The following is a 17,032-nucleotide window of genomic DNA, read 5'->3' on the forward strand; positions in this document are numbered from 1 at the left end:
GGATACATCAGTGCAAGCGTTGCTCGACTCCGTCAAATCGTTGTCCACCAAAGAGCGTCACGCTCTGGCCATGCTCCTGAAGCGTCAGGGAATCAACTTGTACGGAGTCGCGCCGATCCCTGCGAGAGCGCCGGGGGAGGCGCTGGCGTTGTCCTACGCCCAGCAGCGGCAATGGTTTCTCTGGCAAATGGACCCCCAGGGCAGCGCATACAACATTCCGGTCGCCCTGCGTCTGAAGGGCGATCTTGACCTTCAGGCGCTGCAGGCCAGCTTCGATGCCCTGATCGCGCGACACGAAACCCTGCGTACCACCTTTCACCTCGACAACGACCAGCCGGTGCAGGTGATTCACCCAGAAGTGCCCGTCAAGCTGGTCATCGATACACTCAAGGCAGCCGATGCCGATGCCAGCGCGGCATTGAAGGCATGGGTCGAGCAGGAAGTTCAGCAGCCATTCGACCTTGAGCAGGGGCCCTTGCTGCGGGTCAAGCTGCTGCGTCTGGCGGCGGATGACCATGTACTGGTGCTGACCCTGCACCACATCGTCTCCGATGGCTGGTCGACACCGATCATGGTCGACGAGCTGGTGCGTTTCTACGAGGCCGGCAAGTCCGGGCAGGCGCTGCAATTGCCGCCGCTCCCTGTGCAGTATGCCGACTACGCGCTGTGGCAACGGCAGTTCATGGAAGCGGGTGAACGCGAGAAGCAACTGGGCTATTGGACGGCCCATCTGGGGGACGAACAGCCGGTACTGGAGTTGCCGCTGGACCGCCCGCGCGGTGCAGTGCAGAGCCATGCAGGGGCACGCCTCGACATCGCCATTGCCGATGCGCTGGCAGATTCGCTGAAGCAGTTGGCCAAGCGTCAGGGCGTGACGCTGTTCACCTTGCTGCTGGCAAGCTTCCAGGCGTTGTTGCACCGCTACAGCGGGCAGAACGACATCCGCGTCGGCGTCCCGATCGCCAACCGCACTCGCAGCGAAGTCGAGGGGCTCATCGGCTTTTTCGTCAACACCCAGGTCCTCAAGGCCGAATTCGACCTGAGCACCACCTTCGACGCGCTGGTCGCGCAAGTTCACCAGGCCGGGCTCGGCGCACAGGCGCATCAGGACCTGCCGTTCGAGCAACTGGTCGAAGCCCTGCAGCCAGAGCGCAGCCTCAGCCATAGTCCGTTGTTCCAGGTGATGCACAACCACGGCAGCGAGGGCAGGGGCCAGACGCGGCGCCTGCCAGGCCTGACCCTGGAGGCGCTCGACTGGGAAATCCATACCACTCAGTTCGACCTTGCATTGAACACTGTCGAGCATGAACACGGCATTGGTGCGTTCCTGACCTACGCAACCGCGCTGTTCGACGAAGCCACCATTGCCCAGCTCGCCGGGCACTGGCAGGGCCTGTTGGCCGCCATCGTCGCCCAGCCGCAGCAGCGCATCGCCGAGCTGCCGCTGCTGAATGCCGCGCAGCAGCAACAGGTGGTCTACGACTGGAACCGCACTCACGCCGACTACCCGCTGGAGCAGTGCCTGCAGCAACTGATCGAGGCGCAAGTCGCCGCCACCCCGGACGCGCCGGCGCTGGTGTTTGCCGAACAGGCCCTGAGCTACCGTGAGCTGAACCGGCGCGCCAACCAGCTGGCGCACAAGCTGCGTGAACAAGGCGTGGGGCCGGACGTGCTGGTGGGTATTGCCGCCGAGCGCAGCGTGGACATGGTCATCGGCCTGCTGGGCATCCTCAAGGCCGGTGGCGCCTATGTGCCGCTGGACCCGGAATACCCCGCCGAGCGCCTGGCCTACATGATGCAGGACAGCGGCATCGGCCTGCTGCTGACGCAAGCCCACCTGCTGGCGCAGTTGCCGGTACCTGAGGGTGTGCAGCCACTGTTGCTCGAACCGCTGCCGGGCTACAGCGATGCCGACCCGGTGCACCAAACCCGCCCGGGCAACCTGGCCTACGTGATCTACACCTCCGGCTCCACCGGCCGGCCCAAGGGCGCGGGCAACAGCCATCGCGCGCTGGTCAACCGCCTGTGCTGGATGCAACAGGCCTACGGCCTGGATGCCAGTGATACGGTGCTGCAGAAAACCCCGTTCAGTTTCGATGTCTCGGTCTGGGAGTTTTTCTGGCCGCTGCTGGCCGGCGCACGCCTGGCCGTTGCGCAACCGGGCGAGCACCGTGATCCGGAGCGCCTGGTGGAGGTGATCAGGCAGCACGCGGTGACCACGCTGCACTTTGTCCCGTCGATGCTGCAGGCGTTCATGGGCAGCGCCGAGGTCGAGCGCTGCAGCAGTCTCAAGCGCGTGGTGTGCAGCGGCGAAGCCTTGCCTGCAGAGCTGGCGCAACAGACCCTGGCACGCCTGCCCGGCGCACAGTTGTACAACCTTTACGGCCCGACCGAAGCGGCCATCGATGTCACCCACTGGACCTGCCGCCCGGGCGGCGACAGCGGCGTGCCGATTGGCCGCCCGATCGACAACCTGAAAACCCACATCCTCGGTGCCGGGCTGCAGAGTGTCGCCCCACGCGCGGCTGGCGAGCTGTACCTGGGCGGCATCGGCCTGGCCCGTGGCTATCACCGTCGCCCGGCGTTGACCGCCGAACGCTTCGTCCCGGACCCCTTCGACAACACGGCACAAGGCGGCGGCCGCCTGTACCGTACCGGCGACCTGGCGCGCTACCGGGCCGACGGGGTGATCGACTACAAGGGCCGTCTCGATCACCAGGTGAAAATCCGCGGGCTGCGCATTGAGCTGGGCGAAATCGAGACGCGCCTGCTCGAGCAGCCGAACGTGCGCGAGGCGGTGGTGCTGGACATCGACGGGCCGGGTGGCAAGCAACTGGCCGCGTACCTGGTCATGGCCGGCGACCCGCCGAGCGACCCACAGCAACAGAACGCGCTGCGCGGCGAACTGCGCGAGCACCTCAGGCTCGGCCTGGCCGACTACATGGTCCCGACCCACTTGCTGTTCCTCGAGCGCCTGCCGGTAACGGCCAACGGCAAGCTGGACCGCAAAGCCCTGCCCAAGCCCGACGCCAGCGTGCTGCAGGACAGCTACGTGGCCCCGCGCAACGCGCTGGAGCAACAGATCGCGGCGATCTGGGCCGAGGTGCTGAAGCTCGATCAGGTCGGTGTGACGGACAACTTCTTCGAACTGGGAGGGGACTCGATCATCTCGATCCAGGTCGTCAGCCGGGCAAGGCAGGCCTGTATCCGCTTCACGCCCAAGGCGCTGTTCCAGCATCAGACCGTACAAGACCTGGCCTCGGTGGCCACGCGCATGGAAGGCAGCGGCCCGCAGATCGACCAGGCGCCGGTGATCGGCGAGACACGCTTGCTGCCGATCCAGCAAGCGTTCCTCGAACAGTCGATCGCCGAGCCACATCACTGGAACCAGGCGGTTCTGCTGACCTCGACCAAAGTCATCGATAGCACCGCGCTGGAGAAGGCCTTGCACACGCTGCTTGAGCATCACGATGCGTTGCGCCTGCGCTTCACGCCACCCCAGGACGCGGGCGCTTGGCACGCCGCTCATTGCGCGCCGGGCGACGTCGAGGCCGGGTTGCTGTGGGCCGAGACCCTGACCGATCCTGACGCGCTACACGCCCTGTGCGAGCGCGCGCAGCGCAGCCTGAACCTGCAGCAGGGGCCGCTGTTGCGCGGTGTATTGGCGACCCTGCCCGATGGCAGCCAGCGCCTGCTTCTGGTGATTCATCACCTGGCGGTGGATGGCGTGTCCTGGCGCATTCTCCTGGAAGACCTGCAAAGCGCCTATGACCGTCACGTGGCAGGTCAGCCTGCCGTGTTGCCTGCCAAGACCACCTCGACCAAAGCCTGGGCCGAACGGCTGCAGGCCTACGCGCAAAGCGAAGCGCTGCAGGCAGAGCTCGGCTATTGGCAGTCGCAGTTGCAAGGGGTTGACCCGCAACTGCCTCTGGACAGGGCGGATGGATCGTTGCATGGCCGCCACGGCGCGACGGTGCACGCACGCCTGGACCGGCAGCAGACCTCACGGCTGTTGCAACAGGCGCCGACGGCATACCGCACCCAGGTCAACGACTTGCTGCTGACCGCACTGGCCCGAGTGGTTGCCCGTTGGACCCAACGCGAAGACGTGCTGGTGCAACTGGAAGGACACGGCCGTGAGGACCTGTTCGATGCGGTCGACCTGACGCGGACGGTCGGCTGGCTGACCAGCCTCTTCCCCGTGAAGCTGACCGCTGCGGCGGACCTCGGCGCCTCCATCAAGCAGATCAAGGAGCAACTTCGCGCCATCCCCGATAAGGGCATCGGCTATGGCGCGCTGCGCTACCTGGGGGATTCGCACGCGCACAATGTGCTGGCTGGCCTGCCAGTGCCCCCCATCACCTTCAATTACCTGGGGCAGCTTGACAGTACCTTTGCCGAAGGCGCGGGCCCGGGCACCCAGCGATTCCTGCAGCCAGCCAGCGAAAGCAGCGGCGCCAGCCAGTCTGCCGAGGCCCTGCTGGAAAACCTGCTGTCGATCAACGGGCAGGTCTATGCCGGTGAGTTGAGCCTGGCCTGGACGTTCAGCCAGGCCATGTTCGAGCGCGCCACGGTCCAGGCCCTGGCCGACGACTACATGACCGAACTCCAGACGTTGATCGACCATTGCGTCAGCCAGGGCGCGGTCGGCCTGACACCGTCCGATGTGCCGCTGGCAGCGCTGGACCAGGCCCAGCTGGATGCGTTGCCGATCCCGGCGGGCGCAATCGATGACATCTATCCGCTCTCGCCCATGCAGCAGGGCATGCTGTTTCACACGGTCTTCGAGCAGGGCCAGGGTGAGTACGTCAATCAGATGCGAGTCAACGTCTCGGGGCTGGATATCGAGCGTTTCAAGCGTGCCTGGCAGGCAATGCTGGATCGACACGACGTATTGCGCGCCGCATTCGTCGCCCATCTGGAACGCCCGGTGCAGGTGATTCGCAAGCACGTCGAGCTGCCGTTCGACGTGCTGGACTGGGCCGACCAGGATGACCTCGTGGGGCGTCTGGATGCCTGGGCCGAGGCGGATCGTCGGCGTGGCTTCGACTTGCAGGCCGCACCGTTGCTGCGACTGACGGCCATCCGGACAGGCAGCGGCCGGCATCACCTGATTTTTACCAGCCACCATATCCTGATGGATGGCTGGAGCAATGCGCAGCTGCTGGGCGAGGTGTTGCAACACTACGCAGGCGTTGCCCTGGAGCACCCGGCAGGCCGCTACCGCGACTATATCGAGTGGCTGCAGCGCCAGGACGCGGGGCAGAGCGAGACGTTCTGGCGCCAGCAATTGCTGCACCTCACCGAGCCCACGCGCCTGGCTCAGGCGCTGCGTCAGGATCGCAGCCGCGCGGACACTGGCCATGGCGAACATCATCAGACGCTCGACCCGGCGTGCTTCCAGGCGTTGAGCGCGTTTGCCAGGCAACGGCGGGTGACGGTCAATACCTTGCTGCAGGCTGCCTGGCTACTGCTGTTGCACCGCTATACCGGCCAGGAAGGCGTGGCATTTGGTGCCACGGTTGCCGGACGGCCGGCAGACCTGCGCGGTGTCGAGCAGCAACTGGGCCTGTTCATCAACACCTTGCCGGTGGCTGGCAGGCTGCAGCCTGACCTGCGGGTGGGGGAGTGGGTCGAACGTCTGCAGGCGCAGAACCTGAGCATGCGCGAACATGAGCACACGCCGCTCTATGACATTCAGCGTTGGGCGGGCTCGGCCGGTGAGCAGTTGTTCGACACGCTGCTGGTGTTCGAGAACTACCCGGTCGGCGAAGTCCTGCAGCAGGGTTCCAGCGCAGGCCTGGTGTTTTCGGGCACGCAGAATCGCGAGCGGACCAACTATCCGTTGACGCTGATGATCGAGTCGGGCAATGCGCTGACGATCCATTACCACTACGACCGTAGCCACCTCGGTGACACCGGCGTCGAACAGATCGCCCGGCACTTTGCCAATCTGCTGCACGCGCTGGTGCAACACGCCGATACTCCTGTCGGTGAACTGCAGATGCTCGATGACCAGGAACAACAGCGCATCGTCCACGACTGGAACCGTACCCAGATGCAGTACCCGCAGGCGCACTGCCTGCCCGAGTTGTTCGAAATGCAGGTCGCGCGTACCCCTGAGGCCCCGGCATTGCGGTTTGCCGAACAGACCTTGAGCTACCGCGAGCTCAACCAGCGAGCCAACCGGCTGGCGAGCAAGTTGCGCACGTTGGGCGTCGGGCCAGATGTGCTGGTCGCGATTGCCGTCGAACGGTCGGTGGAAATGGTCGTGGGCCTGCTGGCGATTCTCAAGGCCGGCGGCGCCTATGTGCCACTGGACCCGGAATACCCCCGCGAGCGCCTGGCGTACATGATGGAGCAGAGTGGGGCGCACTTGTTGCTGACCCTCAGTCATCTGCTGCCGCAACTGCCCACGCACGGCGCGCAGGCCTGGTGCCTGGACAGCGACTGGCATCAGGTCGAGGCCTTCGATGGCGAGAATCTCGGCATCGTGCAGCACCCCGAGCATCTCGCCTATTGCATCTACACCTCCGGTTCCACCGGTCGGCCCAAGGGGGTCGAGGTACGCCACCAGGCACTGGTCAACTTCCTCGCCAGCATGGCTGTCGAGCCTGGGATCGACGCCAGCGACCGGGTCCTGGCGCTGACTTCGCTGTCGTTCGACATCGCCGGCCTGGAGCTTTACCTGCCGCTGTTGGCCGGGGCTTCGGTGGTATTGCTCGGCGAGCGCCAGAACAAGGACCCGTCGGCGCTGCAGGCAGTGATCGAGCGCCACGCCATCACCACCATCCAGGCCACACCGTCGACCTGGCGCATGCTGCTGCAGGCGCTGCCGGCGCAGACCTTGCGTGGCTGTAAGGTCATCAGTGGCGGTGAGGCACTGCCTGTCGACCTGGCCGAGCAGCTCCTGCCGTTGTGCGGGCGCATCTGGAACCTTTACGGGCCAACCGAAACGACGATCTGGTCGGCGGCGTACTGCTTGGACAACGAACACCCTTTGCCGTTGCTGGGCAAGCCGATCGCCAACACCACCTTGCAGGTCATGGCGCACGATCTCTCGACAGCCGCGGCCGGCATGGCCGGGGAACTGATGATCGGTGGCGATGGCCTGGCCCGGGGGTATCAGCGCCGTGCCGCGTTGACCGCCGAGCGCTTCGTCCCGGACCCCTACGATCGTAGCGGGCAGGGCGGTGGCAGGCTCTACCGTACGGGTGACCTGGCCAGCTATCGCAACGATGGCCTGCTCGAGTACGTGGGCCGCATCGACCACCAGGTGAAGGTGCGTGGCTATCGCATCGAACTGGGCGAGATCGAGGCAAGGCTGATTGATGATCCTGCGGTGCGCGAGGCGGTGGTCATCGACATCGATGGGCCTGGCGGCAAGCAACTGGCCGGCTACCTGGTCTCGAACGGCGAAGCGGTCGCGACGGAGGAACAGCGCAGCGCCTTGCGTCGGCACCTGCGCGAACAGCTGCGCGCGTCCTTGCCGGATTACATGGTCCCCGCGTACCTGACCTGGCTCGATGCGCTGCCGCTGACGCCCAACGGCAAGCTCGACCGCAAAGCCTTGCCCCAGCCCGACCTTGGCGTATCGCAGCAAGGCCATGTCGCGCCGCAGAGCGAGGTCGAGCAGCAGGTCGCTGCCGTCTGGGCACAGCTGCTGAATGTCGAGAAGGTCGGTCTCAATGACAACTTCTTCGACCTGGGAGGGCATTCGCTGCTGGCGCTGTCGGTGCTCTCGCGCTTGCAACTTTCCCTGGGATTGACCGTGGAACCGGCCGTGCTGTTCCAGCACCCGGTCCTGGGCGATTTCGCCAGATACATCGAATCCATCGGCGACGTGTCGGCTTTCGACGAAAAACTGCAGCGTCTGGATATGCTTTTTGAAGAGTTCGAGGTGAATGAATGAGTAATGATGCCGCGCTGAATATCGCCAAGCGTTTTGTCACGCTGCCGTTGGCCAAGCGCAAGCTGTATCTGCAGAAGATGCACGCCGAGAACATTTCTCCGGCCAACTTGCCAGTGCCTTGCGTTCAAACACTGTTCGACGTCATTCCGGTTTCGTTCGCCCAGCAGCGCCAGTGGTTCCTTTGGCAGATGGACCCCCAGGGATCTGCCTACAACCTGCCAGTCGCCTTGAGGCTCAAGGGCGAACTGGATAGCGAGGCGTTGCGCGCGAGCTTCGAGGCACTGCAGGCACGCCACCAGACCCTGCGAACCACGTTTGGTCTGAACGACGATCAGGTGGTGCAGATCATTCATCCACACAGCGTGTTCACGCTCGATGTCGAGCAGGTTGACCGCGAACCGGCAATCGATCTCGAACAGCGCCTGCAGGCGCTTGTAGAGGCCGAGGCCCGCGCGCCTTTCGATCTTGAGCACGAACGGCCTGTCCGAGTCAGGCTGCTACGGGTAGCAGAAGATGATCATGTGCTGATCATTACGCTGCACCATATCGCCACTGACGGCTCGTCGATGCACCTGATGGTCGAAGAGCTGATCCAGCACTACGCGCATCACTGCATGGGGCAGCCCCTCGCGCTTCCCGAGATGCCGATCCAGTATGCCGACTATGCCATCTGGCAAAGGCACTGGATGGAAGCGGGGGAGCAGGAACGACAGTTGGCGTTCTGGAAGCAGCACCTGGGGACCGAGCACCCGGTTCTCGAGCTGCCCAGCGACCGCCCGCGCCCAGCGAACCAGTGTTTCGAGGGCGCCAGCGTGCACCTTGAGATCGAACGCCGTCTGGCCGATGCCCTCAAGCAACTGGCGCAGCAGCAGGGTACGACACTCTTCACGCTGCTGCTGGCCAGCTTCCAGACCTTGCTGCATCGGTACTGTGGGCAGGATGACATCCGCATCGGCATCCCGGTCGCGAACCGCAACCGTGTCGAAACCGAGCGGCTGATCGGCTTTTTCGTCAACACCCAGGTGCTCAAGGCCGAGTTCGGTTCGCTTGTGCACTTCAGCGACCTGCTGGCCCAGACGCGCCAGATGACGCAGGATGCCCAAGCCCACCAGGACCTGCCTTTCGAACAACTGGTCGAGGCGCTGCACCCAGAGCGCAGCCTGAGCCACAGCCCGCTTTTCCAGGTCATGTACAACCACCAGAAAGTCGCCGCAGGTACGCGGCGTAGCCTGCCTGGCCTGCTGGTCGAGAACATTGCCTGGCAACGCAAGACGGCGCAGTTCGACCTGACCCTGAACACCGTCGAGCACGACGAAGGTGTCTCGGCAGAGCTCAATTACGCCACGGCGCTGTTCGATGAGCCAACCGTGCAACGCATGGCGCGGCACTGGATCAACCTGCTGCAATCGATCGTCGAGCATCCTCGGCAACGGATCGGCGAGCTGCCCCTGCTCGCGGCCGATGAACAGCAGGAAATTCTCGAACACTGGAACCACACCCAGGCACCTTATCCCGGTGATCGGAGCGTGCATCAGTTGATCGAGGCGCAGGCAGGCGAAACACCTGATGCCTTGGCCGTTCTGTTCGGCGAACAGCAGCTCACCTATCGACAGCTCAATCAGCGCGCCAACCGCCTCGCTTACGCATTGCGCGAGCAGGGGGTAGGGCCCGACGTGCTGGTCGGCATCGCGGTCGAACGCTCGCTGGAAATGGTCGTGGGCCTGCTGGCTATCCTCAAGGCCGGCGGCGCCTACGTTCCCTTCGACCCTGAGTATCCGAGGGATCGGCTTGCTTACATGATGGACGACAGCGGTATCGGGTTACTGCTGACGCAGCGTGCGTTGCTCGAACACCTGCCGATCCCTTCCAGTGTGCGCAGCATTGTGCTGGATGACGACGACAGTTGGCTGACGGCTTTCAGCGCCGACGATCCCGTGCACCTCACCCACCCCGAACACCTTGCCTACGTGATTTACACTTCGGGCTCGACAGGGCGACCGAAAGGTGCAGCCAACGCGCACCAGGCATTGGTCAACCGCCTTGTCTGGATGCAGAAGGCCTATGGTCTGGGCGCCACTGATACGGTCCTGCAAAAGACTCCCTTCAGCTTCGACGTCTCGGTGTGGGAGTTCTTCTGGCCCCTGTTGACCGGCGCCAGGCTGGCGCTTGCGGAACCGGGTGACCACCGCGACCCTGAGCGCTTGGTGAGCACCATTCAGAGACACGGCGTGACGACGTTGCATTTCGTGCCATCGATGTTGCAGGCGTTCATGACCTGCGAGCATGTCGAGCGCTGCGATACCTTGCGACGTGTCGTCTGCAGTGGCGAGGCGTTGCCTGCCGATCTGTCGGAGCAGACCTTGGCCCGATTGCCACACGCCAGCCTGTACAACCTTTATGGCCCTACCGAAGCTGCGATCGACGTAACCCACTGGACCTGCCGGCCATCGTGCCCGGGCAGCGTCCCGATCGGCACGCCCATCGACAACCTCAAGACGCACATTCTCAGCCGCGATCTGCTTGCGCTTCCTCATGGCGCAAACGGCGAGCTCTACCTGGGCGGCGTCGGCTTGGCGCGAGGCTACCATCGCAGGCCGAGCCTCACCGCCGAACGGTTCGTCCCGGACCCTCATGATGCCAGCCAGCAGGGTGGGGGGCGGCTGTACCGCACCGGCGACCTGGCGCGTTATCGAACAGGGGGCGTGATCGAGTACGCGGGGCGTATCGATCATCAGGTGAAGATCCGCGGCTTGCGCATCGAGCTGGGCGAGATCGAATCCAGTCTGCTTGAGCATGCGGGTGTTCGCGAGGCGGTAGTGATCGACATCGACGGGCTCCATGCCAAGCAGCTGGCTGCGTACCTGGTGCTTGATGAAGGGGCGGCCAGTCATGAGGAAATCCTGCAACATCTCAAGGCCGCATTGCCCGACTACATGGTGCCGAGCTACCTGGTGTCGCTGCAGGCCTTGCCGCTTACCCCCAATGGCAAGCTGGATCGCAAAGCGCTGCCCAAACCGGATGTGAGCCAGCAGCAGAAAGCCTACGTGCCGCCGCAGAGCGCGCTGCAAGCGAAGCTCGTGAGCATCTGGGCCGATGTGCTGAAGCTTGAAAGAGTGGGCATCACCGACAACTTCTTCGAGCTTGGAGGCGACTCGATCGTGTCGATCCAGGTCGTCAGTCGGGCCCGTCGGGAAGGTATACGTTTCACGCCCAAGCAATTGTTCCAGCACCAGACCATCCAGGGGCTGGCGTCCGTGGCAGAGCAGGATGACGGCGGCACCTCGACGCTCGACCAGGGGCCGATCATCGGCAGGGTGCCCTTGCTGCCCGCCCAGGCACGCTTTTTCGAACTGCAGGGCAATGGTGATGCACCTGACAGCATGGTGATGACGCTCAGGCCTACCCGTGCGCTTGACCCCGACACGACGGAAAAGGCCTTGCAGGCCGTATTGGCGCACCACGACGGGTTGCGGTTGGCGTTCAATGCCGCGCAGGAGGCGCACGGGGTGCCGCTTTCCGAACACCAGGCGCTTTGGCAGAAGGAGCCCGTGCTGTGGCTTGCAGCCGTGCAGGACCCGGCACAGTTGGGCGCGTTGGCCAGGCAGGCGAGTGCCAGCCTCGATGTGCATAGAGGCACCCTGGTCCGGGCAGTCCTGGCGACGCTGGCAGATGGCAGCCAACAGCTGCTGCTGGTAAACCATGCGCTGGCGATGGACGAGGCATCCCGGGACATCGTCCTGCAGGATCTGCGCCTGGTCTGCGAGCAGCTCGACGCAGGGCAGCCTGTGGCGCTTCCCGCCAAGTCCACCTCGGTTCAGAGCTGGGCGTACTCCGTGCATGACTCGCTCGAGGATGCTCCGAGCGTATTGAGCCATTGGCAGAAGGCACTGGCCGGGATCAGTGACGAGCTGGTTGGCAGCCCACGAGAAGTAGGGGCGCCCGCCGACAGTGCAACGTTGGGTACCTGGCTGGACCTCGACCTGACCCGACGCCTGACAGAGCAGGCCGCCGCAGCCTACCGCGCCGAGCCCGGCGACCTGCTGCTGGTCGCGCTGACGCGTGTCTTGGCCCGCTGGACAGGCCAGGACAGGGTCTTCCTTGGCGTGCAGGCAGATACCCGTCGCCAGACATGCTCGGGTGTCGACCTGAGCCGCACGGTTGGCTGCCTGGATTATCCGTTCCCTGTCGTTCTCGACATTGACAAGACCACGCTGGATGGCGCGATCAAGGGGCTCAAGCAACAGTTGCGTACGGCTGCCGACAAGCGCCTGTCGTTCGCCGCGTTACGCTATCTGGGAGACGAAGCCAGCAGGGAAACCTTGGCCGCATTGCCGGTGCCGCAGTGCTCCTTCAGCTACCGGAAGGCGCTGGCCAATGTGCTGTTCGAGCCATTGAAGAACGGGGAAGGGCGTGAATCGTCGTGCGGCAACGGTCTGTCGGTCGATGCTCGGGTATGGCCGGAGGGGTTGCGCATCGACTGGCGCTTCAGCTCACGGCGTTTCAGCGAGTCCACCATTCAAGGCCTGGCTGAAGCGTTTCATCTGGAGCTTGTGGCGCTGATCGAGCACTGCACCCTGCCAGGCGTCGCAGGGGCCACCCCGTCCGACTTCCCGCTGTGTTCGCTCAGCCAGACGCAACTGGACGAGCTGCCGGTTCCGATCGCCGAGATCGCCGACATGTACCCGCTGTCGCCTGCACAGAAGGGCATGCTGTTCCATTCGATCGAAGACAGCGGCAATGATCTCTACATCAACCAGGTCAGCCTGCCAATCAGCGGGCTCGATGTTGAGGCGTTCGTCGGCGCATGGGCAGCGGTCATCGCACGGCACGAGGTATTGCGCACCAGTTTCCACTGGGTCGGGCTGGATGAGCCGGTACAGATCGTGCACGCCCAGGCGCACATGCCGATGCGCGAAATCGACGCCCGGGCGGATGCAGCGCCGGACAGGTTGGCTGGTGAGGTCGCGCGTGAGGAGCTGGTGGCAGGTTTTGACCTGACGCAGGCTCCGTTGCACCGCATGGTTCTGGTTCGACTGACGTCGTCGAGTTACCAGATGATATGGACGAGCCATCACCTGTTGATGGATGGCTGGAGCAAGTCCAGGCTGTTTGCCGAACTGATGCAGCATTACGCCGGCCAACCGGTCACTGGCACCAGCGGCCGCTACGGCGATTTCATCGCCTGGTTGCAGGCGCAGGACAAATCTCGTCAGGAAGCGTTCTGGCGCGGCAGCCTGGCGCACAGCGAGGTGACGTCGCTCAGTCAGGCCGTGTACCCACGGCATACTTCGGATGAACCGGGCCACCACGCGCTGTATACCCGGCGTGACGCCGCATGGACCAAACGTCTTCAGCAGTACTGCCGAACGTTGCGTATTACCCCTAACACCCTGATCCAGGGCGCCTGGCTTCTGCTGCTGCAGCGCTACACGGGCAAGCGCAACGTCACTTTCGGCGCGACCGTGGCCGGGCGCCCAGAGTCGCTGCAGGATGCCGACACCACCTTGGGCCTGTTCATCAATACCTTGCCTGTGTCGCAGACGCTGGACCCTCTGATGCGCCTGGCGGACTGGCTGCAGGCCTTGCAGGCCTACAACGTCGAGCTGCGCAACTGGTCGCATACGCCGTTGAACGAGGTTCAACGCTGGTCGGCCGTGCCGGGGCAGAAACTCTTCGACAGCATCATCGTCTTCGAGAACTACCCTATCGACGAAGGTTTGCGTGAGGCGCCCGAGGCAGGTCTGGAGTTCGGTGATTCCAATGACGTGGGGGTCACCAACTTCCCCATGGACCTTGCGGTTCACCTCAACGATACGCTGATGATCGAGTACCTTTACCTGCGCAATGCGTTCAGCGAACAGGCGGTCGACGGTATTCGCCAGACCATGGAGTCGGTGCTTGAAACCCTGCTGCAGGATGCGCAGGTACGCCTTGGCAACCTGGACATTGTGCCCGCTGCGCAGCGCGCCCCTGTCGCGGACACTGCCACGCCAGCGCTGGCAAGCTACCGCCCGGAGCGGATGGCAGAGCTGATCATCGAGCACGCCCACGATCGCCCCGATGCCATCGCCCTGGTCTGCGGCGATGAGCGCATCAGTTATGCGGAGCTGGACCGCCGTTCGGGGCGCCTGGCGCTTGCCTTGCAGGCAAGCGGTGCCGGACCTGAAACGGTGGTTGGAGTGGCATTGCAACGCTCGGCGGAGCTGGTCGTCGCGCTGCTCGCCGTAATGCGCACAGGCGCCGCCTATGTGCCATTGGACCTGGAGTATCCGATGGAGCGCCTGGCCTGGATGATCCAGGATTCAGGCATGTCGTTGATGATCACCCGGCCAGAGTGCCGCGACGCTCTGCCGGCGCATGGCCACCTGCTCGTTCTCGCGCCTGATGCGCAGCCTGCCGATGCAGGCCCGGCGTTCGCCGACATTGCCGTGGACGAGCGTTGCCTGGCCTATCTGATCTATACATCGGGATCGACCGGCAGGCCCAAGGCCGTGGCGGTGTCTCAAGGCCCTCTGAGCCGGCATTGCCAGGCGATCATGCGGCTCTATGAAATGGGGCCTGCGACGCGAGAACTGCACTTCATGTCCTTCGCCTTCGACGGGGCCCAGGAGCGCTGGCTCAGCGTGCTTGCGAGCGGAGGCGCTCTGGTCATTCGCGATGGCGAGTTGTGGACTGCCGAACAGACGCTTCAGGCACTTTGGCAGCATGAAATCACGATCGCCTGCTTCCCTCCCGCCTACCTGAAACAGCTGGCAGAAGCGGTGCATGACGCGGGGCACGAGCCACCGCCAGTGGATATCTACTGCTTTGGTGGCGATGCCGTGCCCGAGCAGACCTTCGAGCAGGTCAAGGCTGCACTCAGGCCACGGCTGTTCACCAATGGCTATGGCCCGACCGAGACTGTGGTCACGCCGTTGCTCTGGAAGGTGGGCGGCGGCGCACGTTGCGAGGCTGCCTATGCACCCATCGGCCATGCGGTCGGCTGCCGTACGCTGCACATCCTCGACAATGACCTCAATCCGTCAGGTGTTGGCTTTGCCGGTGAACTGATGATCGGCGGTGATGGCATCGCCCGTGGTTACCATGGCCGTGCGGGCCTGACGGCGGAACGATTCGTGCCTGATCCGGCTGGCGAGGGCGGGCGCATGTACCGCAGTGGCGACGTAGTCCGACAGCGCCTGGATGGATTGGTCGACTACGTGGGGCGTGCCGACCATCAGGTCAAGCTGCGTGGCTTCCGGGTCGAGCTTGGTGAAATCGAAGCGTGCCTGCGGGCGCAGCCTGCCATCCGCAATGCCCTGGTGGTGGTCAGGGAAAGCCCGGTAGGCAAACAGCTTGTAGGCTACGTTGTCAGTGAGCAGGCGGGTATCGCTGGCGAACTGAAGGCGCGCCTGGCCGACCACTTGCCTGATTACATGGTGCCTGCCTACCTGATCGAGTTGGCGCAATTCCCTGTCACACCCAATGGAAAGATCGACCGCGTGCGATTGCCTGAACCCGAATTCATTTCGACGCAGTTCCAGGCAGCGAGAAACCAGCGGGAATCGATCCTGGTGGATATCTGGGAGCAGGTTCTACAGGTCGACGATTTGAGCATCACCGATAATTTCTTCGAGCGGGGAGGGGACTCCATCCTCAGCCTGCAAGTCGTCTCTCGTGTCAGAAACCATCCGCAGCTCGACCTGGACCTCAAGCTGCGTGACTTGATGCGTTATCAGACGATCGAGGCGATTGTTGCCAATTGGGAGGCCGCGCCTGCGGTGGTTGAGGCGCAGCTGTCGACAGAGGTCGACCAGCGCCTGTTCAACCTGCTGCCTATCCAGCAGTGGATGTTCGAGCAGCACCTGCCAGATCCCGCCCATTTCAACCAGGCATTGATGCTCAGGCCCCGGACGGCCCTGGACCTCGTCGCCCTTGAGCAGGCGCTGCAGCATGTCGAACTGCATCACGACGCGCTGCGGCTGCGTTTTTCCCAGCCGCACGGGCAGTGGATGCAGTGCTATGGCGAGCCTTCCGGTAGCACGATGCCCAGGCTGAACCTGCACCGTGTCGAGAGCATGGAGGCGATGACGGCACTGGCCAACCAGGCGCAACGCAGCCTCGATCTGGCGCAAGGCCCACTCTGGCGCACCCTGCACATCCAGCTGCCGGATGGGCAGGCGCGGTTGCTGTTGATCCTTCACCACTTGGTCATGGACGGTGTGTCATGGCGCATTCTCCTCGAGGACCTTCAGACTGCCTATGCGGCGTGCTGCCTTGGAACAGACCCTGTGCTGCCTGCACGGACCAGCAGCTACCGGTCATGGGTCGAGCGCCTGCAGGCCGAGGCAACATCCATCGAAGCGCAGCAGGGCGACTGGTGGCTTGATCAGGTTCGTCCTTGCGCCGGGAAGCTGCCCTGCGACAACCCGCGCGGTCGCAATCACTCCAGCCAACAGGCGGTGAGCCATTTCCGGCTGACGCCGCAACAAACGACGCAGCTCCTGAAGCAGGCCCCGGCTGCCTATGGCACGCAGGTCAATGACATCTTGTTGACGGCGCTCGGGCGTGCACTGGGCCGCTGGACTGGCCAAGAGGCGGTGATGGTGCAACTGGAAGGCCATGGCCGCGAGGACCTGTTCGAGGGCGTCGATGTCTCGCGTACCCTCGGCTGGTTCAACAGCCTGTTCCCGGTCCGCCTCACATCACGCCTGGACGACACGGCAGCGCAAGCCATTCGCAGTACGCAGCGACAGCTGGCAGCCATCCCCGAAAAGGGTATCGGCTACGCGGTCTTGCGCCAGTTCGGTTCGGGTGAGATGCGTCGGCAACTGCTTGAAGGTGCCCAGGCCGAGGTCACCTTCAACTACTTCGGGCAGTTCGATCAGCACTTCGACGAGCATGCGTTGCTGGAGCCAGCCGCTGATGATCCGGGCGATTGCTACCACGCCGATGCCAACCTGGTGAACCAGCTGCAGACGGTAGGGCAGGTCTACGACGGGGTGCTCTCGTTCCGCTGCATCTACAGCAAACGCCGCTACAGAGCCGAGACGATAGAGCGGCTGATGGAACAGTTCCAGCGCGAGCTGGTGGCACTGATCGAACATTGTGTGGACGTGACTGTCCCGGCCTGACGGCCGA

General features: G+C 64.0%; 2 protein-coding genes. Both read left to right on the plus strand.

Annotation, left to right across the window (positions count from 1 at the left end):
• Positions 1 to 10 precede the first annotated feature (10 nt).
• Positions 11 to 7,912 (plus strand): non-ribosomal peptide synthetase, encoded by a 7,902-nt coding sequence (locus N436_RS06560; RefSeq protein WP_256589888.1) that lies wholly within the window; start codon positions 11 to 13, stop codon positions 7,910 to 7,912.
• Positions 7,909 to 17,025, plus strand: a complete 9,117-nt coding sequence (locus tag N436_RS06565) for a non-ribosomal peptide synthetase (RefSeq protein WP_110740654.1) — start codon at positions 7,909 to 7,911, stop codon at positions 17,023 to 17,025. The genes N436_RS06560 and N436_RS06565 overlap by 4 nt, the downstream gene beginning before the upstream one ends.
• Positions 17,026 to 17,032 lie beyond the last annotated feature (7 nt).

Origin of the sequence: Pseudomonas sp. RV120224-01b (assembly GCF_003208145.1) — a bacterium.
Lineage (GTDB): Bacteria > Pseudomonadota > Gammaproteobacteria > Pseudomonadales > Pseudomonadaceae > Aquipseudomonas > Aquipseudomonas monteilii.